This window comes from Streptomyces chrestomyceticus JCM 4735 (assembly GCF_003865135.1).
GTDB classification, from domain to species: domain Bacteria; phylum Actinomycetota; class Actinomycetes; order Streptomycetales; family Streptomycetaceae; genus Streptomyces; species Streptomyces chrestomyceticus.
Map to the genome: position 1 here is coordinate 7,244,868 of NZ_BHZC01000001.1, position 21,974 is coordinate 7,266,841.

Here is a 21,974-nt window from a genome sequence, read left to right on the forward strand (position 1 = left end):
TCCCAGCGGACGTCACATTCACCACCTGGGTCGGCGTTCAGCATAGCGAACGGCGTCCTGGACGCGACAAGAGTTCGCCGGGAGGAATGCGCGGTGGCAGCAGCACCAGTCTGGAGTGTCGACCCCCGTACCGGGAAGCGGCGCGAGCAGGTTGCGGTGGAGGCCACAGCGGCCGAGGTCGACGCCGTCGTACGGGCCGCGCACGACGCCCGGGACGCGCTCGCCGACCGCCGCGTCCGGGCCGCCCTGCTGCGCCGCGCCGCCGACCTGCTGGACGGGGCCGGGGAGCGGATCGTCGAGGCCGCCGACGCGGAGACCGCGCTCGGTCCGGGGCGGCTGACCGGTGAACTCGGCCGTACGACGTACCAGTTGCGCGCGTTCGCCGACGTGGTCGAGGAGGGCGCCTTCCTCGACGTACGGATCGACCACGCCGACCCCGCGCTCACCCCGCCCCGCCCCGACCTGCGCCGCTACAAGATCCCGCTCGGCGTCGTCGCGGTCTACGCGGCCAGCAACTTCCCGCTCGCCTTCTCCGTACCCGGCGGCGACACCGCCAGCGCGCTCGCCGCCGGCTGCCCGGTCGTCGTCAAGGCCCACCCCGACCACCCGGCCACCTCCGAACTGAGCGCCGCCCTGCTGCGCCGCGCCGCCGCCGAAATCGGTCTGCCCGCAGGCGTGATCGGCCTGGTGCACGGCTTCGAGGCGGGCATCGAACTGGTCCGGCACCCGCTCGTCGCCGCCGCGGGCTTCACCGGCTCGGTACGCGGCGGACGCGCCCTGTACGACGCGGCCGCCGCCCGCCCGCACCCGATCCCGTTCCACGGCGAACTCGGCAGCCTCAACCCGGTCGTGGTCACCGAAGCCGCGGCCGACGAGCGCGCCGAGGAGATCGGCAGGGGCCTGGCGGGCTCGATGACCCTCGGCATCGGCCAGTTCTGCGTCAAGCCGGGGCTCGTCCTGGCGCCGCAGGGCCCGGTCGGCGACCGCCTGGAGCGCTCCCTCACCGAGGCCGTCAGCAACACCGAGGCCGGGGTGCTGCTGGACCACCGGATGCGCGACGCGTTCCTCGACGGCGTACGGGAACGGGCCGCCCTGCCGGACGTACAGGCACCCGTCACGCCCGGCGCGGGCGGCGAGCACACGGTCAGCGCGGGCTTCCTCACCGTCCCCGCGTCCCGGCTCGCCGAGAGCGACGGCACCCACGACCTGCTCCTGGAGGAGTGCTTCGGCCCGGTCACCGTCCTGGCGCGCTACACCGACGACGCCGAGGTCAGCGCCGTACTGGCCCGGCTGCCCGGCAACCTGACCGCGACGCTCCAACTGGGGGCGGCGGAGTGTGCGGGGGAGGATGCGGGGGCCGGCGCGTCCGGCGGCGGTAGCGGGGCCGAGACGAGGACCGGTGCATCCGGCGGCGGCGGTACGGGGGCCGAGGCGGCCACGGGCGGTACGGGTCGCGGCGCGCGCCTGCTGGCCGCGCTCACCCCGCTGGCCGGCCGGCTGCTCGTCAACGGCTGGCCGACCGGCGTCGCCGTGGCCCCCGCCCAGCACCACGGCGGCCCCTACCCGGCCACCACCTCCACCTCCACCTCGGTCGGCGGCACGGCGGTCGAACGGTGGCTGCGGCCGGTCGTCCACCAGGACACCCCGCCCGCCCTGCTCCCGCCGGAGCTGCGCGAGGACAACCCGCTGAACCTCCCCCGCCGAGTCGACGGCCGCCCCGAAAGGTGACGTACGCGCACATGCCCCACGCCCCGGAAGCGCCCGACGAGGCCACCGCCACCACCTCCGCCACCCTCGTCCGCGACGCCACGGCCGCCGACCTCGACGTCATAGCGGACCTGCACCAGCGCGCCCGCGCGACGTACTACCGAGGTCGTGTGCCCGACGCCGTACTGGACGACCCCGCCGAGCGCGAGCGCTGGCGCGAAGGCTGGGCGCGCTCCCTCGCCCGTAAGGACGCCACCGTGCTGTGCGCGGAACGGGACGGCGCGGTGGTCGGCGTCGCCTCCTACCGCCGCGAGGACGGCGCGCCCGAGGACACCGTCAAACTCTTCCAGCTCCACGTGGACCCGGACCGCTGGCGCGACGGCATCGGCTCCGCGCTGCACCGCGCCTGCGTCGCGGCCTGGCGGGCGGCAGGCGTCACCACCGCCCGCCTGGACGTGTACTGGCACAACCGGCGGGCCCGCGCCTTCTACGACCGGCACGGCTGGCAGCCGGACGACTCCCGCCGCCCCGCACCGGACGCCACCCACCTCGACCTCGTACTGCCGCTCAGCCCCGCCGCCGCCCGATGAGCTGAAGCCGCTCGGCGGTACGGCCGTCCAGCGTCGGCACCGGGTCCGTGCGCTCGGCCTCCACCGTGAAGCCGTGCGCCCGGACCAGCCCGCGCAGCCGGTCCGGCTCGTGGTGCCGGAACACGCCGCCGTCGGGCGTCCCGAACACCCCGTACGTCCCGAACCGGTCCGCGTACGCCTCGTACCGGGCCACGTCCCACCGGTCGCGCTGCAACGGCATGTCGCTGACGTACAGCACCCCGCCCGGCCGCACCACCCGGCCCAGCTCCGCGACGATCTCCCGCTGCTCCCCGGAGCCAGGCACGCACGTCAGCACGGCGAACAGCAGCGCGGCCCCGAAACTCCCGTCCTCGAAGGGCAGCGGCAGCCCCGCCCAATGCTCGATCCGCACCCCTGGATGCTCCCGGCGCCCCCGCTCCACCAGCGCCCGCGACACGTCCACCCCACGCACGTCCGCGTACCCGGCCGCCACCAGCTCGGCGGTCAGCCGCCCGTACCCGCAGCCGTAGTCCAGCACCGGCACGTCACGTGGCAGGTACGCGTCCAGCAGCTCCGGATCCAGCGGATGGGTGAACGTCTTGGCGGCCCCGGCACGCTCCCAGAACTCCCGCGTTTCCTGGCGGATCTCCATGGGCGGACGTTACCGCGGAGGGGCGGGGTGGGCGGTCGTTCCGGCGTTGTACGGCCATTGGCCCGGACCGAGCCGCCGGCCGGACACTGGACCGGGCCGCCGCCCAGGGGCTGGGGAACAGCCGCCACCCGTGGAAGGTTGCCCGCCCGTCACTGTCCGCTCGGGAGCAGGCGGAGCAGAGAGTCCTGCCCGGCGCGGTGACCACACGCGGGCGGGGCTGTGGCTCACCCGTCCGGCCGCTGGACCCAGACGACCGGACGGGCAGGGGCGGGCTGTTAGGGCAGTGCGCGGGAAAGGGCGAGTGCCACGATTCCCACGACGATCAAGAAGACTCCCAGCGCGGCCGCAGATGCCTCAATCGCACCGCGCCGCTTGTCCCTCACTTCGCCGTCGCAGGCTTCGTAAAGGTGGTGACGTCCTCTTCCGTGTGCTTCTTGAACTTTGTGTGTCCCTTCTCGTCTGCGTGGGCGCGAATCCATGCGTTCGTCGGCAGGGGGCTGTCCCAGTCGGAGGAGCAGGCGTCGCACATCTCGCCGCCGTCCTGTTCGGTGACGCACTCGGCGAAGTGCTTACGGATGCCGGTGATCTGAATTTCCATGCGCGTCGGCACGGGGGCGGGGGTTGCCATGGTCGTACCTTCGGGTCGGGGGAGGTTGAGAGCAGCGTCGCCGCTGGTGCGCATACGGAGCACACCGTCGTGCCCGCGTGAGCGCATGAGCCGGGTGAGGTGTTCCCGGCCGGGGCCAGGGATGCGTTTGGTCACTTGTGGTCACCGTTTCTTGAGGTGCGTCGGTAGGTGATCAAGCCGCGCAAACCGTCAAGGTGTGCGAAGAGCGGGTCAGAATCAGCGGCTAGCTCTTCGCGATCGGCCGTCATGCACGGGCGCGCGAGGGCTCCGTCGAAGGGGTGATGCCACTCGTCTGGGGCCTCCATGCCGTACCTCCGGTTCTTGCCCCTGCGTTGCTGTGTCGGACGACATCGGCTCCGCACCGATGGGGTGGTTGCATCGTCCAGCGAACCAGCGGGAGTTGGGGGCGTCCACGGCAAAGAGGCCGCAGTCCTGCCGCATCCAGACCGCGCTGGCTAGGCTGACCTGCGGAGAAACCTTCGGACGAGAGAGGGGCGGCCAGATGGCTGGCAAGCGGCGGAGGTTGGCGGAGCGTCGGAAAGCGTGCGGCTACAACCAAGAAGCATTCGCAGAAGCAGTCGGCGTAGATCGCACTACGGTCCAGCGTTGGGAAAGCGGGCAGAATGGCCCTCAGCCCTGGCAGCGCCCGAGAATCGCGAAAGCCCTGGACATGACGTCCAACGAACTTGAGACGCTCCTGGCTCCTGACGGAAGTTACTCGCACCGACTTCCACCGGGGTGGCTCTCCGTGGCTCCTCCGTCTGACGACGATGAGTTCGAAGCTCTCGAATTGGCGCGACGAGTGGCGGCGAGCGATGTGGGGAGGGAGACTCTCAGCCGTCTGGAATCCGCGTTCGACGAGTCGGCCATGGCGTACCCGGTGTCACCTCCTCAGGAACTGTTGCAGCGAGTACGTAAGCACTCGGCTTACGTGGGCCACCTCATGGACGCCCGTATGACTCTGGCCGAACAGCGACGCCTGTATGCGGTCGGCGGCTGGTTTCAGCTTCTAGGCGCTACGTTGCATATTGATCTCCATCAAGACCTCGCCGCTACAGCTCGGTTGCAGACAGCAGCCACGCTCGCCCAGCACGCGGAGCATCGAGAGATCGAAGCTTGGTGCTACGAGACAGACGCTTGGCGAGTCCTTACGGATGGGCAGTACGGGCGTGCGCTGGAGCTGTCTTTGGTCGCGCAACAGCTTGCACCGGCAGGTAGTTCCGCGGAGATCCAAGCAACGGCGCAAGAGGGACGAGCGAGAGCGCGCCTTGGCGAACGGACTGAAACCTATGCCGCCATAGACCGTGTGCAGCGAAAAGCGGTGTCCATGGTCCCGCACAAGGGGACGGAACATCATTACCAGTATGACCCGGCGAAGTCGTTGGCCTATACAGCCACAACGCTCGCATGGGTAGGTGACCCGGCAGCAGAAACGTACGCGCGGGAAGTCATTGCCCGACTGGCCCCTGTCATCGACATCCATAAATGGCCCCGACGCGTCGCTTCGGCGAACATCGACCTTGCCTTGACGCTGCTCAGCAGTGATCGGCTGGATGAAGCGTGTGACGCGGCTCAGCGCGCGATTCTGTCGGGTCGTATCGTGCCGTCAAACCATTGGCGCGCTCTGGAAGTCGTCAAAGCCGTGGAGGCCCGTCAACTGCCGGAAGCCGCGGACCTACGAGAGGCTTACCAGGGTTTGAAAGCACTAGAAAACTGAAACAGGAAGAGCCCTGTGACCAGCCCTTTCAGGAGCAACCACGGGGCTCAGCGCCTCAGCCGTTCAGTACGCCAGTGAGGCGCGCGGCAGCCTTGCCCGCCGAGCCCCTCACGCCACAATAGAAATCTATCCGAGTGTGGAACACTGGCTTGGACCTGAGCTGTCCGAGATCATCCACCTGGGCGCCGCCGTTGGTCAGCCCGCTGACGGCCCGGCCTTCCTCGTCTCCGCCGAACCTTACCGCGAACATTTCCGAGCCGCATCACGGTCGGCGCGAGGATGTCCGCTCTCATATTCGTCTGCCCGGCATCCAGAATCGGAAAGCCGTTGTACCGAGTGATCTCCTTTTGAGCCAGGCCCTCCCGAAGCTGGTCCAAACCCGGGCTCGTCCGGTTCGCCCGGCAGACCGGCATCTGACCTCGGTCGACCGGCCCGCGAGCCCGTCATCCCCGTGACGGGGGCGACGGGGCTCCGCCATGCCCCGGCGTCCGTACCGCCATGTGACGCCCCGCACCCGCTCCCACCATCGCGCCGGGGAATAGCCACCACCCCCGGAAGGTTGTCCGCCAGTGTCCCCATTCGTACCGATCATCTGAGGAAACACCTGACATGCGCGTCGAGATCTGGGCGGACATCGCCTGCCCCTGGTGCTACATCGGCAAGGCCCGCTTCGAGAAGGGGCTGGCCGGGTTCGCGCACCGGGGTGAGGTGGAGATCGTCCACCGGTCCTTCGAGCTCGACCCGGAGGCGGCTCCGGCGGCGGGGACGCCGGTGCTGGAGATGCTCGCGCAGAAGTACGGCGTGTCCCGCGAGCAGGCTGAGGCCATGGAGGCGCGGGTCGCCGAGGCGGCTGCGGGGGGGGCTCGGGTACCGGTCGGACCGGATGCACGGGAACACCTTTGACCTGCACCGGCTGCTGCACCTGGCCAAGGAGCGGGGTGCCCAGGACGCGCTGCTCGGTGCGCTGTACCAGGCCAATTTCGCGGAGGCGCGGGCGCTGGGGGACGGGGACGTCCTGACCGAGGTGGCGGTGGCCGCCGGGTTGGACGAGGGAGACGTGCGCCGGGTGCTGGCGGACCGGGACGCCTACGCGGAGGCGGTGCGGGCCGACGAGCGGGAGGCGGCGGAGCTGGGGGCGCGGAGTGTGCCGTTCTTCGTGATCGACCGGCGGTACGGGATCTCCGGCGGGCAGCCCGCCGAGGTGTTCCGGCAGGCGTTGGAGCGGGCGTGGGAAGAGGGTGGTGCGGCCGTGCCGGGCGGCGAGGGGGCTGCTCCGGAGGACGAGGCGGCCGCGCCGGGGTGCGAAGGGGACGTGTGCCGGCCCGGTACGGGTGCGGGGAACTGATGCTGGCGGGCTGCGGTGCGGGGAACTGATCCCGGCGGCTCCGGTACGGGGGAAGTGATGCCGACGGGCTCCGGTGCGAGGTAACAGATCCCGGCGCGCCCCGACGGCCCCGGCGCACCGGCACCGCGCTGAGCTGCGCGGATAAGGGGCGCTTGGCGCCGTGCAAACGGAATTTGCGATGGACGGCGGGCGGCCGGGCGGCCACAGTGGGGGCATGCAGCGCATCGAGCCACTTGGTGGGGGCGAATTCGCGTCCCTGACGACGTTTCTGAACACCGCGTCCAGCGGCCTGCTCCCGGCCCGTTCCGCCGCCGCCCTGCGCGCGGCCGTCGAGGAGTCCGTTTCCTACGGGACCATGGGCCAGGACTATTTCGGACCGGCGGACGCCTCCCGGGCCGCCTTCGCCCGGCTGATGGATGTGGCGCCGGAGCGGGTCGCGATCGGTGGGGCGGTCGCGGTGCACGCCGCGCTGATCGCCGGGTCGCTCCCGAGCGGAGCCGAAGTGCTGGTGCCCGAAGGGGAGTTCAGCTCACTGGTCAACCCGTTCGCGGCCCGGTCCGGGATCAAGCTCCGTACCGCGCCGCTCGCCGAGCTGGCCGACGCCGTGCGGCCTGGTACGGCGCTCGTCGCCTTCAGCGCCGTGCAGGCGCTGGACGGGCGGATCGCCGACATGGCGGCGATCCGGGCCGCCGCCGCAGCCCACGGGGCGCGCACCCTCCTGGACGCCACGCAGGCCGCGGGCTGGCTGCCGCTGCGGGGCGGCGACTTCGACTACGTGGTGTGCGGGGCGTTCAAGTGGCTGCTGTGTCCGCGCGGAGCCTCCTTCCTGGTGTGCGGGGACGACGGGCTGGAAGCGCTGCACGCCGGATGGGTCGCCGGCGCTGATCCGTACGAGTCCAACTACGGGCCGATCCGGGAACCGGCGGCCGGCGCGCGCCGTTACGACGAACCGCACGCCCACTACTCGTACGTGGCCGCCGCCCAGTCCCTCGCCCTGCTGAACGAGATCGGCGTCGAGACCGTGTACGCGCACAACACCGCGCTCGCCGACCGGTACCGCGAGGGGATCACGGCCCTCGGCCACACCCCGCTGCCCGCGCCCGGCTCGGCGATCGTGTCCGTACCGGGGCTCGCGGACACGGCGGACCGGCTGGCAGCGGCGGGCATACGGATCGCCGTGCGCGCGGGCAGCCTCCGGGCCGCCTTCCATCTCTACAACTCGTCGGACGATGTGGACCGGTTGCTGGAGGTGGTGGGGGAGGGACGGCGGTAGCAGCGGCGGCGCCCCTGACCGTCAGACCTCGCCGCGCACCATCCGGATCAGACGGTCCAGCACCATGCCGCCGCTGGCGTGCAGCCCGTCGTGCTCCCACTCGTTGGTCACCCAGGGCCGCAGCCCCCGGATCTCCCGCGCGGTCTCCAGGGAGTGGGCGGTGTCGACGTACATGTCGTCGGCGTAGACGGCGGCCGCGGCCGGGACCTCGTTGGCCGCGAGGCGGTCGGCGTCGTACAGATCGGGCCAGTCGGTGCGTTCGGCCAAGGCCTGTGCCGTCTCCTTGAGGGGGCGCAGCGACGGGTCGGTGTCGAAGAGCCAGGGGTGGACCGACTCGCCGGTGAAGTGGACGGGCCGTCCGCCGTCGAGCGCCGTGCCGACGTCGAACCCGGGGAACTCCGCGCGGACGCGCTCGGCGGCCCAGCCGGTGCTCCCCGGCTGCACCGACCGCTGGGCGTAGATCGCCTCGTGCAGGACGGTGAACAGCGGGGCGGCGGTGAAGGAGAGGTGGCTCTGTACGGCCTGCAAGAAGGATTCCGCCAGTTCGGGGCCCGCGGGGCCGGTCACCCACGCGTCCTCGATCAGGTAGTGCAGGACGTACGAGCCGGTGCCGGTCCCCAGCATCCGGCCCAGCCCCTGGAACGCCTCCGCCGTCAGCCGCCCGCCGCCGGGCAGCCGCGCCGGGCGCTCCCGCAGGTGCGCGGCGATGCGCCGGACGCGCTCGATGTCCTGCGGGTAGCGCGCGTAGTGCGCGGCGTTCTTGCGGGCCACCCTCGGGTACGCGGCCCGGTAGACGTCCTCCGCGGTGGCCCGCAGCCCCGGCAGCCCACCGGTGATCATGACCTCGCGCAGGCCCTCGGGCGCGTACGAGAGATAGGTCGTGGCGCAGAAGCCGCCGAAGCTCTGCCCCAGGACGCTCCACCGCCCGTCCGGGCCGGCCAGTTCACGGCGGAACAGCTCGGCGTCCCGCACGATCGCGTCGGCGCGGAAATGCGCCAGATAATCGGCCTGTTCCCGCGGTCCGCCGCGCAGTGGCAGGGTCTGCCGGTTGGCCGGCGTGGAACGGCCGGTGCCCCGCTGGTCCAGCAGCAGCACCCGGTAGTGGTCCAGCGCGCTCACCAGCCAGGAGGTCCGGCCCGGCGGGCGCGGTGCCGGGTAGCCGGGGCCGCCCTGGAGGTAGACCAGCCAGGGCAGTTCGTCGTGCTCGCGGCCGGGCGCCACGGCTTCGCGCCCGTACACGGTCAGCCGCTCGCCGTCCGGCACCGCGTGGTCCAGCGGCACGTCCAGGAAGTGGTCGGTCAGTACGACACCGGGCAGCCGGTCGGTCGTCATGTGTGCTCCTCGGTCTTCTCCGGCCCCGCACCCCTTCGGAGCCCCCCGGATCGTGCGGCACCCACCGGGCGCCGCGCAATTCGGCCGGACGGACGGCTACCGCGGAGGAGGGCGGCAGGCTAGGAATGTCACCACACACTCACGAGGTGGTGCCGGTGGACGGGACAACCAGGTACCCGCCGCGCGACCGGGAGCTGCACCGGCGGCTGGTGTACGGGGACGAAACCGCGCTGGGCGAGGCGTACGACGCCTACAGCGCGCTGGTCAGGACGGTGGCCCGGCGGGTGACGGGCAGTACGGCGGTCGCCGGCGAGGTGACACAGCGCGTCTTCATCGATCTGTGGACCTGCCCGTACGCCTTCGAGCCCGGCCAGGGGTCGCTGCGCGCCTGGCTGAGCATCCGGGGCCACCACGGCGCGGTGGCCCGGATGCGGGAGACGGAGGCGGAGCGCGCGGCGTGCGGTACGGAACGGGAGGAAGGGGCGCCCGAGCCTGTCGAGGAGGCGCGGGTGGCGCTGCACACCGCGCTCACCGAACTGCCCCTGCCGGAACGCGAGGCCCTGCACCTGGCATGCTTCGCCGGGCGTACGTACCGGCAGGTCGCGGTGGAACTGGGCATCGCGGAGACGGCGGCCACCGCCCGGCTGCGGAACGCCCTGAGCAGTCTGGCCGACCGGCTCGCCGGGCCGTCGGCCGGTCCCGGCAGCCCGGCCGACGAGGCACGGGACGAGTGCTGACCCGGGCTCCGAATGCCGGGCGGCGGCCGCGGGCAGCAAGGGAAGCGACAGGCGGGCGCGCGGCCCGGCCGGGCGGCGGAACAGCGGAAAGGGGCGTGTGATGGGCGCGGGAGGCAGGAGCGGCCGGGGTGGCCGGGGCGGCGCGGGTGGTTCGGGCGGTCCGGGAGGTACCGGCGGGCCGGGGGACGCGGGCGGGACGGGCGGTACGGGTGGGAGGAGCGGCGGGCCGGGGGAGCCGGACGACCCCGCCGGCCTCGGTGAGCCCGGCGGAGCGGACGGCCCGTCCGCGGTGCACGAGGAGATCAGCGCGCTGCTCGCGGCCTGGGCGCTCGGCGCCGACATGCCGGGCGACGACGCGCGGGTCCGCGGCCACCTGCACGACTGCGCCCCCTGCGCGGCCGAAGCGCGGCGGCTGCGGGAGACCGCACGGCTGCTGGACGAACCGGCACCCGGCGGGACGGGCCGCGGCGCCGGGCGCAAGGCGAACGCGGGCCTGGCGCGCGGACGGCTGATGGCCGCGGCCCGCGCCGCGCGGCCCGGCCAGGTCCCGCCGGCCGTGCACGCCGCTCCGTACGCGGGCGCGGTGGCCTGCCTGGACGCGCTGCTGCGGGAACTGGACCAGGCACCGGAACGCTGGGGCACCCCGGTCGTGCACGACTGGGACGTCCAGGGCACCGTCGCCCACCTGGTCGCGGCCGACGAGGTGCTGGCCGAACGGCTCGGCCTGGCGCCGGTGACGGAGGCGGGCACGGGCCTGGGGCCGGTGCCGGGGGCGCGGCCACCCGAGGGATACGGGCCGGAGGCCGGTACGGACCCCGACGCGCTGTCCGCCGGACGGGCGGCCGGTGCGCGCGCCCCCTGGGAGGTGCGCTGGGCGGCCCGTACGCACGAGGTGGTGACGTACGAACACACCCGGCCGCCCGCCGAGACCCGGGAGGCGTGGCGGACCCAGGCACACGGGCTGCTCGCGCTGCCCGAGGCGGGCGACGAGCAGCTCGCCGCCATGGCCACGACGCTGATGGGGCTGCGGCTGCCGGTCGCCGACCACTACGTGATCCGCGCCTTCGAGACCTGGGTGCACACCCGGGACATCGGGCGGGCGCTGGGCCGTACCGTGCCGCCGCCGCTGCCGGAGCACCTCCAGCGCTTCCTGGGGCTGGCGGTACGCGTCCTGGACCTGGCGCTGGGACCGGACGCGCAGCCGGTGCTGCTGTCGGTGGAGGGTGAGGCGGGCGGCGACTGGGTGCTCGGCTCGGACGCCGAGCCGATCGCCGCCGAACTGGTCCTGGAGGCCACCGACTTCCTCCTGCTCATCGGCGGCCGGCAGGACGTGGACGAGATCGCGCGCGGCCAGGCGGGCGACGCGGCCGCCTCGCAGCGGCTGCTGGAGACGGCCACGTCGCTGGCCTGGCTCTGAAGCGCGGGCAGGGCCCCGGTCACCCGACCGGGGCCCTGCCCGCACGCTGTGCCGTGGTGCCCCGCCGGCACCGTACGGCGCGGGAGTTACTTCACCGGGGTGAAGTCACGTGCGCCGATGTACTCCGGGCGCCGGACCGGCGCCGCGAAGGGCTCCACCGCGGTGTTCTCCACGCTGTTGAACACGATGAAGACGTTGCTGCGCGGGTACGGCGTGATGTTGTCGCCGGAACCGTGCATGCAGTTGCAGTCGAACCAGGTGGCCGAACCGGCCTTGCCGGTGAACAGCTTGATGCCGTGCGCGTCGGCCAGCTTGGTCAGCGCCTCGTCCGAGGGCGTGCCCGCGTCCTGCATCTGCAGCGACTTCTTGTAGTTGTCCCGCGGCGTCGCACCGGCGCACCCGAGGAAGTGCCGGTGCGAACCCGGCATGATCATCAGGCCGCCGTTGGTGTCGTAGTTCTCCGTCAGCGCGATCGAGACCGACACGGTCCGCATGTTCGGCAGGCCGTCCTCGGCGTGCCAGGTCTCGAAGTCGGAGTGCCAGTAGAACCCGGAGGCGCCGAAGCCCGGCTTGACGTTGATCCTCGACTGATGGACGTACACGTCCGAGCCCAGGATCTGCCGGGCGCGTCCCACCACGCGCGGGTCGGAGACCAGCTTGGCGAACACCTCGCTGATCTTGTGCACCTCGAAGACGGACCGGATCTCCTGGGACTTCGGCTCGACGATGGAGCGGTCGTCCGCCCGCATCGCCGGGTCGTTGACCAGCCGGTCCAGTTCGGCGCGGTACACCGCGACCTCTTCCGCCGTCAGCAGTTCCCCGATGGCAAAGAAACCGTCGCGTTCGAAGTCGCTCAGCTCGGCCGGCTGGAAAGGCCCCTCCGTGCCGGGCTGCGACCACACCACCGGGTCCTGCCGCGGGGTCATCACCTCGGTGGTCCCCCGGGTCGGGTACAGGTCGGCGGTGCGCTCGGGTGCGGTGGTCATGGTGTTGCCTTCCTCTCCTCTCGTACGTGCTTTCCTTCTCGCGCCTTGCTCAACTGCCGGACGGGGCAGGGGGTGCGCCGAGAGTCCGCGGTGTTACGCCGACGGCTCCGGCTCGGGCTCGGTGAGCAGCGGGTACACGCCGTTCTCGTCGTGGTCCTCGCGGCCCGTCACCGGCGGGTTGAAGACACACACGCAGCGGAAGTCCTCCTTGATCCGCATGGTGTGCTTCTCGTGCCCGTCGAGCAGGTACATCGTGCCCGGGGTGATGGTGTGCTTCTCACCGGTCTCGTCGTTGGTGAGCTCGGCCTCGCCCTCCACGCACAGCACGGCCTCGATGTGGTTGGCGTACCACATCGACGTCTCGGTGCCCGCGTACAGGATGGTCTCGTGCAGCGAGAAGCCGACGCGCTCCTTGGCGAGGATGATGCGCTTGCTCTCCCAGGTGCCCGACTTGGCCTTGACGTGGCGGTCGGTGCCTTCGATGTCCTTGAAGGATCGGACGATCACGGTGTTCTCGTACCTTTCTGTGGTGCGGACAAGGAGTGGTGCGGTTCCGGGTGCGCTCAGGCGGCGCAGTCGCGGACCGCGCGGGCGAGGATGCGCAGACCCTCGTCCAGCTCCTCGGGGGTGGTCGTCAGCGCCGGCAGCAGCTTGACGACCTCACTCTCCGGGCCGGAGGTCTCGATGAGCAGACCCAGCTCGAAGGCGCGCTTGGCGATCTTGTTGGCGAGCGGCTTGTCGGAGCACTCCAGGCCCCAGACCATGCCGCGGCCGCGGTACTCGGCGATGGAGGCCGGGTGCTCCTCGACGATGGCGCGCAGGTGCGACTCGATGATCTCGCCGCGGGCCAGCGTCTGCTTCTCCATCTGGCCGTCGGCCCAGTACGTGTCCAGGGCCGCCGCGGCGGTGACGAAGGCGGGGTTGTTGCCGCGGAAGGTGCCGTTGTGCTCGCCCGGCTCCCAGATGTCCAGCTCCGGCTTGAACAGGGTGAGCGCGAGCGGCAGGCCGTAGCCGCTGATGGACTTCGAGACGGTGACGATGTCCGGCACGATGCCCGCCTCCTCGAAGGAGAAGAACGCGCCGGTACGGCCGCAGCCCATCTGGATGTCGTCGACGATCAGCAGCATGTCGCGGCGCTTGCACAGCTCGGACAGTGCGCGCAGCCACTCGGCGCGGGCGACGTTGATGCCGCCCTCGCCCTGGACCGTCTCGACGATCACGGCGGCCGGGGTGTTCAGGCCGGAACCGCTGTCCTCCAGCAGGCGCTCGAACCAGAGGAAGTCCGGGTAGGTGCCGTCGAGGTAGTTGTCGAACGGCATCGGGGTGCCGTGCACGAGCGGGATGCCGGCACCGGCGCGCTTGAAGGCGTTGCCGGTGACCGCTAGGGCGCCCAGCGACATGCCGTGGAAGGCGTTGGTGAAGGAGACGATCGACTCGCGGCCCTTGACCTTACGGGCCAGCTTGAGCGCGGCCTCCACGGCGTTGGCGCCCGTCGGGCCGGGGAACATGACCTTGTAGGGCAGGTCGCGCGGGCGCAGGATGGTGTTCTGGAAGGTCTCCAGGAACGCACGCTTGGCCGTGGTGGACATGTCCAGGCCGTGGGTGACGCCGTCCCGCTCGATGTAGTCGATCAGGGCGCGTTTGAGTACGGGGTTGTTGTGCCCGTAGTTGAGCGACCCGGCGCCGGCGAAGAAGTCGAGGTAGGTGTGGCCGTCCTCGTCGTACATGTGGCTGCCCTGCGCGCGGTCGAAGACCGTGGGCCATCCGCGGCAGTAGCTGCGCACCTCGGACTCCACGGTCTCGAAGACGCTCAGGTCGGGCTGGGTGATGGTCACAGCATGCTCCTGGGAGATGAGTGGCGTGAGCGGGGAGAAGTCTGCGGGGGCTGCGAAAGGGGCGGTCAGGGGCGGTGCCCGGCAGGGGGACCGAGCGGGCCGATGCGGTGGAGCACCTCGGCGTCGTGCCCCGGCTCCGGGAAGTGCCCGGCGTCGAGGAGGACTTCGCGGGCCAGCGGCGCCCCGTGGCGCTCGGCGAACGAGGCGAAGAGACGGTTGGACGCCGCGTTGTCCTCGGTGATCGTGGTCTCGATGCGACGCACGCCCTGGTCCTCGGCGACGCGGTCGACCAGGCCGTCCAGAAGGGCGGCGGCCAGTCCGCGGCCACGGTGCGCCTCGTCGACGGCGACCTGCCAGACGAAGAGCGTGTCCGGGGACTCGGGGCGGAGGTAGCCGGTGATGAAGGCGGCCGGCTCGCCCTCGCCGTCGCGGGCGACGGCGGAGGTGGCGGCGAAGTCGCGACACCACAGCAGGTAGCTGTAGGAGGAGTTCAGGTCCAGTGCCTTGGAGTCGCGGGCGATGCGCCAGATCGCGGCTCCGTCCTCCACGCGCGGTGTGTCGAGCTTGAAACCCTCCGGCATTTCTCTGATATCGCTTCGGGCACCTGCATGGTCTGCTTGTGCGGCGGTCATGCGAATTCAATTTACCCAGGGAAAAAGGAAAATGCATCGCGGGGAGGGGTTACGTGGGAAGGGGGTCCTGTGTTATCGCGCGGGGGCGCACGAGCGCGCGAAACGACTGCGCGATGTACGGGTTTGCCCGGAAAATACGGGGTGAAGCGGACATGGTGTGGGGTCGGTCACAGCTCCGTAATGTCCTGGTGACCCGACGGAATTACCTGCTCCGGCGCTAGCGAAATCTTGGCGTTTGAGCTGCGAAAAAGCGGGCAGAAGAATACGGGAAGCTGCGCACTGGAGAATTGGAAATTCGCCGGTAAAAGGTGTACCGCAAGAAAAGCCCGGGTGTCCACGGTGTTTCTGTGGAACAAGTCACCGAAGGGGACCGCGGTGCATCGCGGCCGGTGTCCTGGACCCCGTGCCGCGCGCCTCCCCGCGCGTCATACAGTGCGGCCATGAGCGAGAGCGTGGTGCTGCACATCAAGGGCAGGGTCCTGACCGGGCCGGACGACGTGCGCGACGAACTCTGGGTCGTCGACGGCCGGGTGACCTACGAACGGCCGACGGGCGCGCGGGAGGTGACGACCGTTCAGGGCTGGGCGCTGCCCGGCCTGGTCGACGCCCACTGCCACGTCGGACTCGACGCCCACGGGCCGGTGGACGAGGCGACCAGCGAGAAGCAGGCGCTGACCGAACGGGAGGCGGGCACGCTGCTGCTCAGGGACGCCGGCTCGCCGTCCGACACCCGCTGGATCGACGACCGCGAGGACCTGCCGCGGATCATCAGGGCGGGCCGTCACATCGCCCGCACCCGCCGCTACATCCGCAACTACGCCCACGAGATCGAGCCGGAGGACCTGGTCGCGTACGTCGCGCGGGAGGCCCGGCGCGGTGACGGCTGGGTCAAGCTGGTCGGCGACTGGATCGACCGCGAGACCGGCGACCTGTCGGCCTGCTGGCCGCGCGGCGCCGTCGAGGCGGCCATCGCCGAGGCGCACCGCCTCGGCGCCCGGGTCACCGCTCACTGCTTCGCCGAGGAGACCCTCGCCCCGCTGGTCGAGGCGGGCATCGACTGCATCGAACACGCCACCGGCCTCACCGAGGAGACGATTCCGCTGTTCGCGGAGCGTGGCGTAGCGATCGTCCCCACCCTCGTCAACATCGCCACCTTCCCGACCCTGGCGGCCGGTGGTGAGAAGAAGTTCCCCGCCTGGGCGAGCCACATGCGGAGCCTGCACGAGCGGCGCTACGACACCGTACGCGCGGCGTACGACGCGGGGGTGCCCATCTTCGCCGGCACCGACGCGGGCGGTTCGCTCGCCCACGGCCTGATCGCACAGGAAGTGGCCGAACTGACCAAGGCCGGCATCCCCCCGGTGGACGCGCTCGCGGCGACGACGTGGGGTGCGCGGCGGTGGCTGGGACGTCCGGGCCTGGAGGAGGGCGCCCCGGCGGACCTCGTCGTCTACGACGGGGATCCGCGCGCGGACGTACGGGTGCTGGGGGCGCCGCGGCGGGTGGTGTTGCGGGGGCGTGTGGTGGGGTGACCCGCTTGCGGGTCGGCTTCCCGGCCGGGTGGTGCGGGCCCGGGCCCTACAGACTTCGTCCTACGGTCCCGCACCCTCCTGTACGTGTCAGGCTGACACGTACGGGGTGGGGGGACGCCTGCCCCCACCGGCCGTCGATCGCCGTACGACGGAAGGGGGCGGGCTGGAGGACGAAGTCTGGAAGCCCGGTCCCGTAGACGGGTGCAGCGGGCGGCACCCGGTGCTGCCTGCCAGTCGGCCACGGAGGTTGGCCGCCGTCGGGCGCCGAAACTTCGTCGGGCTGCTGGCAGGTCGACGGTGGTGCGGGCCCGGGCCCTCCAGACTTCGTCCTACGGTCCCGCACCCTCCTGTACGTGTTCGGCTGTCGCGGCGTGGGTGGGGGACGTCTGCCCCCACCGGCCGTCGGACGCCCTACGGCGGGAGGGGGCGGACCGCAGGGCGGAGTCCGGAGGGCTGGGCCCGTGTACGGGTGCGGGGTGGCGGTCAGCGTTCGCGGCGCGCGTTGCGGGCCATCCAGGCGGCCACCAGGGCGCCGGAGATGTTGTGCCATACGGAGAAGACGGCCGCCGGGAGTGCTGCCGCGGGGCTGAAGTGGGCGGTGGCCAGGGAGGCGGCGAGGCCGGAGTTCTGCATGCCGACCTCGAAGGCCATCGCCCGGCCGGCCGGTTTGCCCAGCCGGGCCAGCCGGCCCGCCGCGTAGCCGAGGGCCAGGCCCAGGCCGTTGTGCAGGACGACCGCGAGGACGACCAGGGCCGCCGCGTCCTTGATGCGTGCGGCGCTGCCGGAGACCACGACCAGCACGATGGCCGCGATGGTCACGGCGGACAGCCACGGCAGCGTGCGCAGCGCGCGGTCGACCCAGCGGCCCGCGACGAGCCGGACCAGCAGCCCGCCGAGCACAGGCAGCAGCACCGTCTTGAGGATGTCGGTCACCATCACCCCGGCGTCCACGTCCAGGAACTGACCGGCGAGGAGGAGAGTCAGCGGTGGGGTGATCAGGGGGGCCAGGACGGTGGAGACGGTGGCGACCGAGACGGAGAGGGCGACATCGCCGCGGGCCAGGTAGGTCACGACGTTGGAGGCGGTGCCGCTGGGGGCGCAGCCGACGAGGATGACACCGGCCGCGAGCTGCGGGGGCAGGTGGAGGGTGGTGGCGATCAGCCAGCCCAGGCCGGGCATGATCACGTAGTGCGCGACCAGGCCCAGGCCCACCGCCCAGGGCCGCTTGGCGACCGCCGCGAAGTCCGGCGGCGTGAGCGTCAGCCCCATCGAGAACATCACGACGCCGAGCAGCCACGGGACCGCGGGCGCCCAGCCGGTGAACGGCGCGGGCCACAGCAGCCCGACCGCGCCCGCCGCGATCACCAGGAGGGGAAGACGGTGACGGCCCGCCGCGCCGCCCGGTCGGAGGCGGGCAGGTCGCCGGTGGGGGCGGGGTGCTGGCTGAGCTGTTCGGTGGGCACGGCGGCACCTTAGTGCCGGGCTGCGTGTACGGGGCAATGGGTTTCGGATGGTGGACGGGGAGGGGCGGGCTCGTTGTGGGGTCAGGTGGTTGCCGATTCTGTTTCTGCTGCTTTGAGCAGGGCTGCCAGGAGTCCGGGGAATCGTGCCTCCAGATCGTCCCGGCGCAGCGAGATGTAGCGCTCCCGGCCGATCCGGCGGGTGTGGGTCCAGCCCGCCTGCCGCAGGACGCGGAAGTGGTACGAGCCGGTGGCCCGGGTCACCGGCAGTTCGATGTCGCCGCAGCCCGCCTCGCCGTCCGCCGCGAGCCGCCGCACGATGTGCTGCCGCAGCGGGTCGCCGAACGCCTGGAGGAGCGGGCCGAGGCGGATGGCGCCGGCCTCCGGCTGGTCGGCGTCGGCCGGGGGAGAGGCGGTGGGAGGTGTGCTGCGCGCGGTCTCCGTGGGAGCCATGATCAGAGAGCCTTCCAAGTGAGTGGTACGGTCCGGGACGTCGATGCTTCGATGATCTTCTAACTGTTGGTACGGGGTGAGTCGCTGTGGGCTCCCTTCGTGCGCCCTTCCCGCCGTCCGAGACGAGGTTCCGTCATGTCCGCCACCGCCGCGCCGAACCCGCCCGAAAGCCCGCTGCGCACCCTCTTCTGCATCGGCGTCACCCAGGAGTTCTTCAACGCCGGTGACGAGGAGCGGGCCGCGGTGGCCGCCGCCATCCCGCCCGCCTTCGCCCGGCTCGCCGAGCGCTTCGGCGTCCGGGTCCTCGGCACCCTCGACGACGACCAGCTCATGGTCGGCGCGTCCGCCGCCTGGCCCTGGACCTCGTACATCCTCGCCGATGTGCCCGACCTGGACACCGTGGCCCGGATCTGCGGCATCGTGCGCGACACCGAGGTGGGCGACGGGGGCGTACGCCTGTGGCGCTATCTGCGGATCGAGGCGCGGGCCGGGCGTCCGCTGTTCTTCGGCACCGAGTGACCGCTCCCGCCGTCCGTCCGCCTTCAGGAAGGAGCACTCCGTGCTCGACACCGGCCTCGCCGGCCGTACCGTACTGATCACCGGCAGCGCCCAGGGCCTCGGCGCCGCCCTCGTCCGCGCTTTCCTCGCCGAGGGCGCGTACGTGGCGGCCCTGGACCGCGACGACGTGGCCAACCAGGCGCTGGCCGCGGACCTCGACCCGGGCGGGGAGCGCGTCCGTACCGTCCACGCCGATCTGCGCGACCTCGCCGCCACCGAGGAGGCGTACCGTACGGTCCGCGCCTGGCGGCCCGTGGACGTCCTGGTCAACAACGCGGCCCGGCCGTTGGCCGCCTCCCTGTGGGAGATCACCCCCGAGGAGTGGGACGAGGTCTTCGCGGTCAATCTGCGCGCCGTCTTCTTCCTCACCAGGGCCGTCGCTCGGGACATGCGCGAGCGCGGCTACGGACGCATCGTCAACATGGCCTCGATCGCCGGGCAGACGCCCCGGCCCACCGGTGCCGCGTACGGGACGTCCAAGGCCGGGATGATCGCGCTGAGCCGGGTCTTCGCCGCCGAGCTGGCCGGTGACGGCATCACCGTGAACACGGTCGCACCCGCGATGATCGACACGCCGATGGTCCGGTCCGTCTCGCCGGAGGCGCTGGCCGGGCTGACCGCGCAGGTGCCGCTCGGGCGGATCGCCACCCCGGAGGAGGTGGCTCGCGTGGCCGTCTTCCTGGCGTCGGAGGAAACCTTCGTCACCGGTGCGACGTATGACGTCAACGGTGGGGCGTTGATGCGCTGAGGAAGCCGGGGGGAGGTCAGCCGGTCAGGGCCTTTTCCAGGGCCTCCGTGAAACGGTCGGTCGTCGCCCGGTCCCGTACCGCCAGCCGCAGCCACTCCGGGCCCAGCCCCGGAAACGTGTCGCCGCGCCGCACCGCGAAGCCGAGCGTCCGCAGCCGGGTGCGGACGGCCGCCGCGTCCGGCAGCCGGACCAGGACGAACGGGCCCTCGGCCGGTGCCATGGCGTGCACCCGCTGGCCGTCGGGCCCGCGTACCTGCGCCAGCCGGGCCAGCAGATGGTCCCGGTCCGCCGCGATCTGCCGGGCCGCGTCCGCCGCCTCCGCCAGCGCCGCCGGTTCGCAGCACGCCTCGGCGGCGGCGAGGGCCGGTGCGGAGACCGGCCACAGGGGCTGGGCCCGTTCCAGGTCCGCGATGATCTCCGGGGCGGCCAGTACGTAGCCGATCCGCAGGCCCGCCAGGCCCCAGGTCTTGGTCAGGCTGCGCAGGACGACGAGTCCGGGTACGTCCGTGCGCGAGGCCAGCGACGCGTGCTCGCCGGGCACCGCGTCCATGAACGCCTCGTCCACGACCAGGGTGCGGCCGGGCCGCGCCAGCCGGGCGATCTCCTCGGCGGGGTGCAGGACGGAGGTGGGGTTGGTCGGGTTGCCGACGACGACGAGGTCGGCCTCGTCGGGGACCGCGTCCGCGGCCAGCCGGAAGCCGTCCCGCTCGGTGAGCAGCAGCCGTTCGACCGGGTGCCCGGCGTCGCGCAGCGCCGACTCCGGCTCGGTGAACTGCGGGTGCACGACGAGCGGCCGCCGGGCCCGTACGGCGCGGGCGATCAGCACGAACGCCTCCGCCGCGCCCGCCGTCAGCAGCACCCGTTCCGGCGGGAGGCCGTGCCGCGCGGCCACCGCCCGGCGCGCCGGGCCGCCGTCCGGGTACGCGGCGAGCCCGTCCAGCGAGGCCGCGACGCGTGCCTTGAGCCAGGCCGGCGGCGTCCCGGCGCGCACATTGACCGCGAGGTCGGTCAGCCCGGCGTCCGCGCCGCGCACTTCGGCGTCCCCGTGGTGGCGCAGGTCCGGTTCGTGCGGGTACGGGCCGGGTATGCCGCCGGGGGCGGCGGACGGCGGGGTGGTCACGACGTCTCCTTGGTGCAGAGGTGGTGAGGTGTGCGTCCGTGTGCCACGGCGCAGGTGGCCCGGGCTCCGGGCCCCGAGGTGCGTTTGCCGACGAGGAGCCGGGCCGTGCCGGGGGCGCCTGTGGTGAGGGCGTCCGCGCCGGTCAGCGCTGCGGCCTCCGCGACGCTCGGCGTGCCGGTGGCGGTCAGTGCCGCGGCGGATGGATGGGGTACGGGTACGGCGGCCAGTACCTCGGCCGGGTACGCCAGCAGCGGCACGCCGAGCCGGGCGGCCGCCTGGGTCAGTCCGGGCTCCGACGCCTTGGTGTCCACGGTCGCGAGCGCGGTGAGCGCTTCGGGGACCGTACCCGCGGCTGCGAGAGTGTCCAGGACGAGCGTCAGTACCTCGGCGGCCGGGACGCCCCGGCGGGCACCGACGCCGGCGACGATCGGGGCCGCGTTCACCGCGCCCGCCCCGCGCCCCGGACATGCGGGATGCCCGGCCGGTCAGTAAGCAGGAGTGAGGGGTGCCGGAACCCCGGGGAAGGGGTGAGACCGTGCCGGTGGTCATCGCGCTGGGCGCGTTCCTGATGACCCTGGTCGGCGGCTGGGTCGCCCACCGGGTCACCGACCGCCGCCACCTGGTCCTGGGGCTGGCGGGCGGCCTGATGCTGGGCGTGGTCGGCCTCGACCTGCTGCCCGAGGCCCTGGAGGCGGCGGGCGAGGAGATCCATGGCGTGCCGGCCGCGCTGCTCTGCTTCGTCCTGGGGTTCCTCGCCGCGCACGCGGTGGAACGGCTGCTGGCGGTCCGCAAGGCGGCGCACGGCATGGACCCGGAGGAACGGGTGCCGCAGGTCGGCCTGACGGCCGCGGCCGCCATGGTGGTGCACAGCTTCATGGACGGCTTCGCGATCGGCCTGGCCTACCAGGTGGGGCGGGAGATGGCGGTGGCCGTGGCGATCGCCGTCATCGCCCACGACTTCGCGGACGGCTTCAACACGTACACGATCACCAGCCTGTACGGGAACGCCCGCAACCGGGCGCTGACCATGCTGGGCGCGGACGCGCTGGCCCCGCTGGCCGGTGCCGCCTCGACGCTGCTGTTCACCCTTCCGGAGCAATGGCTCGGGATTTACCTGGGCTTCTTCGGCGGTGTCCTGCTCTACCTGGCGACCTCCGACATCCTCCCGGAGGCGCACCACGACCATCCCGCGCTGTCCACCCTGCTGTGCACGGTGGCGGGTGTGGGGTTCATCTGGCTGGTGGTCGGGCTCGCGGCCTGAACCGGTGCGCCG

20 protein-coding genes and 3 pseudogenes are annotated in these 21,974 nt (G+C 72.2%); 12 read left to right on the plus strand and 11 right to left on the minus strand.

Going from position 1 to position 21,974, the window contains the following annotated elements; genetic code table 11:
* Positions 1–93: 93 nt before the first annotated feature.
* Positions 94–1,728, plus strand: coding sequence for an aldehyde dehydrogenase (NADP(+)) (locus EJG53_RS31670; protein WP_125047814.1), 1,635 nt, complete (start codon positions 94–96; stop codon positions 1,726–1,728).
* Positions 1,729–1,739: 11 nt separating this feature from the next.
* Entirely contained in the window at positions 1,740–2,297 is a 558-nt protein-coding gene (locus EJG53_RS31675) for a GNAT family N-acetyltransferase (protein WP_125047815.1), read from the plus strand.
* Here the strand turns inward: EJG53_RS31675 and EJG53_RS31680 are convergent.
* The gene (locus EJG53_RS31680; RefSeq protein WP_125047816.1) at positions 2,275–2,928 is read right to left on the minus strand and encodes a class I SAM-dependent methyltransferase; all 654 of its coding nucleotides are present in this window, start codon (positions 2,926–2,928) and stop codon (positions 2,275–2,277) included. The two genes, EJG53_RS31675 and EJG53_RS31680, sit on opposite strands and share 23 nt — an antisense overlap.
* A 379-nt stretch (positions 2,929–3,307) precedes the next feature.
* Positions 3,308–3,556, minus strand: coding sequence for a hypothetical protein (locus EJG53_RS31685; RefSeq protein WP_125047817.1), 249 nt, complete (start codon positions 3,554–3,556; stop codon positions 3,308–3,310).
* Between the two features lie 502 nt (positions 3,557–4,058).
* Here EJG53_RS31685 and EJG53_RS42895 point away from each other — a divergent pair.
* The 4 genes and pseudogenes from EJG53_RS42895 to EJG53_RS31700 form a co-directional block, all read left to right on the plus strand.
* Positions 4,059–4,241: pseudogene (locus EJG53_RS42895) on the plus strand (helix-turn-helix transcriptional regulator); the annotation flags it as partial.
* Positions 4,242–4,511: 270 nt separating this feature from the next.
* Positions 4,512–5,273 (plus strand): hypothetical protein, encoded by a 762-nt coding sequence (locus tag EJG53_RS42900; protein WP_244955740.1) that lies wholly within the window; start codon positions 4,512–4,514, stop codon positions 5,271–5,273.
* A gap of 609 nt (positions 5,274–5,882) precedes the next feature.
* Positions 5,883–6,618: pseudogene (locus tag EJG53_RS31695) on the plus strand (DsbA family oxidoreductase).
* A 214-nt stretch (positions 6,619–6,832) separates the two neighbouring features.
* Entirely contained in the window at positions 6,833–7,891 is a 1,059-nt protein-coding gene (locus tag EJG53_RS31700; RefSeq protein ID WP_244955419.1) for an aminotransferase class V-fold PLP-dependent enzyme, read from the plus strand.
* Positions 7,892–7,912: 21 nt separating this feature from the next.
* Here the strand turns inward: EJG53_RS31700 and EJG53_RS31705 are convergent, their stop codons facing one another.
* Positions 7,913–9,223, minus strand: coding sequence for an alpha/beta fold hydrolase (locus tag EJG53_RS31705; protein WP_125047819.1), 1,311 nt, complete (start codon positions 9,221–9,223; stop codon positions 7,913–7,915).
* 155 nt (positions 9,224–9,378) lie between these two features.
* Here EJG53_RS31705 and EJG53_RS31710 point away from each other — a divergent pair, with 155 nt between their 5' ends.
* Entirely contained in the window at positions 9,379–9,960 is a 582-nt protein-coding gene (locus tag EJG53_RS31710; protein WP_244955420.1) for an RNA polymerase sigma factor, read from the plus strand.
* A gap of 100 nt (positions 9,961–10,060) precedes the next feature.
* Positions 10,061–11,377 (plus strand): maleylpyruvate isomerase family mycothiol-dependent enzyme, encoded by a 1,317-nt coding sequence (locus EJG53_RS31715; protein ID WP_244955421.1) that lies wholly within the window; start codon positions 10,061–10,063, stop codon positions 11,375–11,377.
* Positions 11,378–11,463: 86 nt separating this feature from the next.
* On the opposite strand, the gene thpD is transcribed toward EJG53_RS31715, so the two are convergent.
* The 4 genes from thpD to ectA all read right to left on the minus strand — a co-directional run bounded on the left by thpD (position 11,464) and on the right by ectA (position 14,779).
* Positions 11,464–12,363, minus strand: a complete 900-nt coding sequence (gene thpD, locus EJG53_RS31720; protein WP_031010523.1) for an ectoine hydroxylase — start codon at positions 12,361–12,363, stop codon at positions 11,464–11,466.
* Positions 12,364–12,456: 93 nt separating this feature from the next.
* Positions 12,457–12,870, minus strand: a complete 414-nt coding sequence (locus EJG53_RS31725) for an ectoine synthase (RefSeq protein WP_031010520.1) — start codon at positions 12,868–12,870, stop codon at positions 12,457–12,459.
* 56 nt (positions 12,871–12,926) lie between these two features.
* Positions 12,927–14,198 carry a diaminobutyrate--2-oxoglutarate transaminase gene (gene ectB, locus EJG53_RS31730; protein ID WP_125047821.1) on the minus strand — a complete coding sequence of 424 codons (1,272 nt, stop codon included), beginning with the start codon at positions 14,196–14,198 and terminating at the stop codon, positions 12,927–12,929.
* 65 nt (positions 14,199–14,263) lie between these two features.
* Positions 14,264–14,779 (minus strand): diaminobutyrate acetyltransferase, encoded by a 516-nt coding sequence (ectA, locus tag EJG53_RS31735; protein ID WP_125047822.1) that lies wholly within the window; start codon positions 14,777–14,779, stop codon positions 14,264–14,266.
* Positions 14,780–15,270: 491 nt separating this feature from the next.
* On the opposite strand from ectA, the gene EJG53_RS31740 reads away from it, so the two are divergent.
* Entirely contained in the window at positions 15,271–16,362 is a 1,092-nt protein-coding gene (locus EJG53_RS31740) for an amidohydrolase family protein (protein WP_125047823.1), read from the plus strand.
* Positions 16,363–16,845: 483 nt separating this feature from the next.
* On the opposite strand, the pseudogene EJG53_RS31745 reads toward EJG53_RS31740, so the two are convergent.
* Both EJG53_RS31745 and EJG53_RS31750 read right to left on the minus strand, forming a co-directional pair.
* A pseudogene (locus tag EJG53_RS31745) lies at positions 16,846–17,825 on the minus strand (bile acid:sodium symporter family protein).
* 81 nt (positions 17,826–17,906) lie between these two features.
* Positions 17,907–18,275, minus strand: coding sequence for an ArsR/SmtB family transcription factor (locus EJG53_RS31750; protein ID WP_174856487.1), 369 nt, complete (start codon positions 18,273–18,275; stop codon positions 17,907–17,909).
* A 135-nt stretch (positions 18,276–18,410) separates the two neighbouring features.
* On the opposite strand from EJG53_RS31750, the gene EJG53_RS31755 reads away from it, so the two are divergent.
* Together EJG53_RS31755 and EJG53_RS31760 are read left to right on the plus strand one after the other, a co-directional pair.
* Entirely contained in the window at positions 18,411–18,794 is a 384-nt protein-coding gene (locus EJG53_RS31755) for a hypothetical protein (RefSeq protein ID WP_125047824.1), read from the plus strand.
* Positions 18,795–18,834: 40 nt separating this feature from the next.
* A complete protein-coding gene (locus EJG53_RS31760) occupies positions 18,835–19,581 on the plus strand; it encodes an SDR family NAD(P)-dependent oxidoreductase (protein WP_125047825.1) in 747 nt (248 codons plus the stop codon).
* Positions 19,582–19,597: 16 nt separating this feature from the next.
* Here EJG53_RS31760 and cobC read toward each other — a convergent pair whose 3' ends face one another.
* Both cobC and EJG53_RS31770 read right to left on the minus strand, forming a co-directional pair.
* Positions 19,598–20,701, minus strand: a complete 1,104-nt coding sequence (cobC, locus tag EJG53_RS31765; RefSeq protein WP_244955422.1) for an Rv2231c family pyridoxal phosphate-dependent protein CobC — start codon at positions 20,699–20,701, stop codon at positions 19,598–19,600.
* Positions 20,698–21,144 carry a cobalamin biosynthesis protein gene (locus tag EJG53_RS31770; RefSeq protein ID WP_125047826.1) on the minus strand — a complete coding sequence of 149 codons (447 nt, stop codon included), beginning with the start codon at positions 21,142–21,144 and terminating at the stop codon, positions 20,698–20,700. Before EJG53_RS31770 ends, cobC begins: the two co-directional genes overlap by 4 nt.
* A 92-nt stretch (positions 21,145–21,236) precedes the next feature.
* Here EJG53_RS31770 and EJG53_RS31775 point away from each other — a divergent pair, with 92 nt between their 5' ends.
* Complete coding sequence (locus tag EJG53_RS31775) at positions 21,237–21,962, plus strand: ZIP family metal transporter (protein WP_125047827.1); 726 nt, start codon at positions 21,237–21,239, stop codon at positions 21,960–21,962.
* Positions 21,963–21,974 lie beyond the last annotated feature (12 nt).

What these genes read in the sequence shown, in the direction of transcription:
- EJG53_RS31755 (WP_125047824.1), top strand. Translation starts at nt 18,411, where the DNA reads ATGTCCGCCACCGCCGCGCCGAACCCGCCCGAAAGCCCGCTGCGCACC.
- EJG53_RS42900 (WP_244955740.1), top strand. Translation starts at nt 4,512, where the DNA reads ATGACTCTGGCCGAACAGCGACGCCTGTATGCGGTCGGCGGCTGGTTT.
- thpD (WP_031010523.1), bottom strand. Translation starts at nt 12,363, where the DNA reads ATGACCACCGCACCCGAGCGCACCGCCGACCTGTACCCGACCCGGGGG.
- EJG53_RS31685 (WP_125047817.1), bottom strand. Translation starts at nt 3,556, where the DNA reads ATGGCAACCCCCGCCCCCGTGCCGACGCGCATGGAAATTCAGATCACC.
- EJG53_RS31700 (WP_244955419.1), top strand. Translation starts at nt 6,833, where the DNA reads ATGCAGCGCATCGAGCCACTTGGTGGGGGCGAATTCGCGTCCCTGACG.
- ectA (WP_125047822.1), bottom strand. Translation starts at nt 14,779, where the DNA reads ATGCCGGAGGGTTTCAAGCTCGACACACCGCGCGTGGAGGACGGAGCC.
- EJG53_RS31750 (WP_174856487.1), bottom strand. Translation starts at nt 18,275, where the DNA reads ATGGCTCCCACGGAGACCGCGCGCAGCACACCTCCCACCGCCTCTCCC.
- EJG53_RS31675 (WP_125047815.1), top strand. Translation starts at nt 1,740, where the DNA reads ATGCCCCACGCCCCGGAAGCGCCCGACGAGGCCACCGCCACCACCTCC.
- EJG53_RS31680 (WP_125047816.1), bottom strand. Translation starts at nt 2,928, where the DNA reads ATGGAGATCCGCCAGGAAACGCGGGAGTTCTGGGAGCGTGCCGGGGCC.
- EJG53_RS31705 (WP_125047819.1), bottom strand. Translation starts at nt 9,223, where the DNA reads ATGACGACCGACCGGCTGCCCGGTGTCGTACTGACCGACCACTTCCTG.
- EJG53_RS31715 (WP_244955421.1), top strand. Translation starts at nt 10,061, where the DNA reads ATGGGCGCGGGAGGCAGGAGCGGCCGGGGTGGCCGGGGCGGCGCGGGT.
- EJG53_RS31740 (WP_125047823.1), top strand. Translation starts at nt 15,271, where the DNA reads ATGAGCGAGAGCGTGGTGCTGCACATCAAGGGCAGGGTCCTGACCGGG.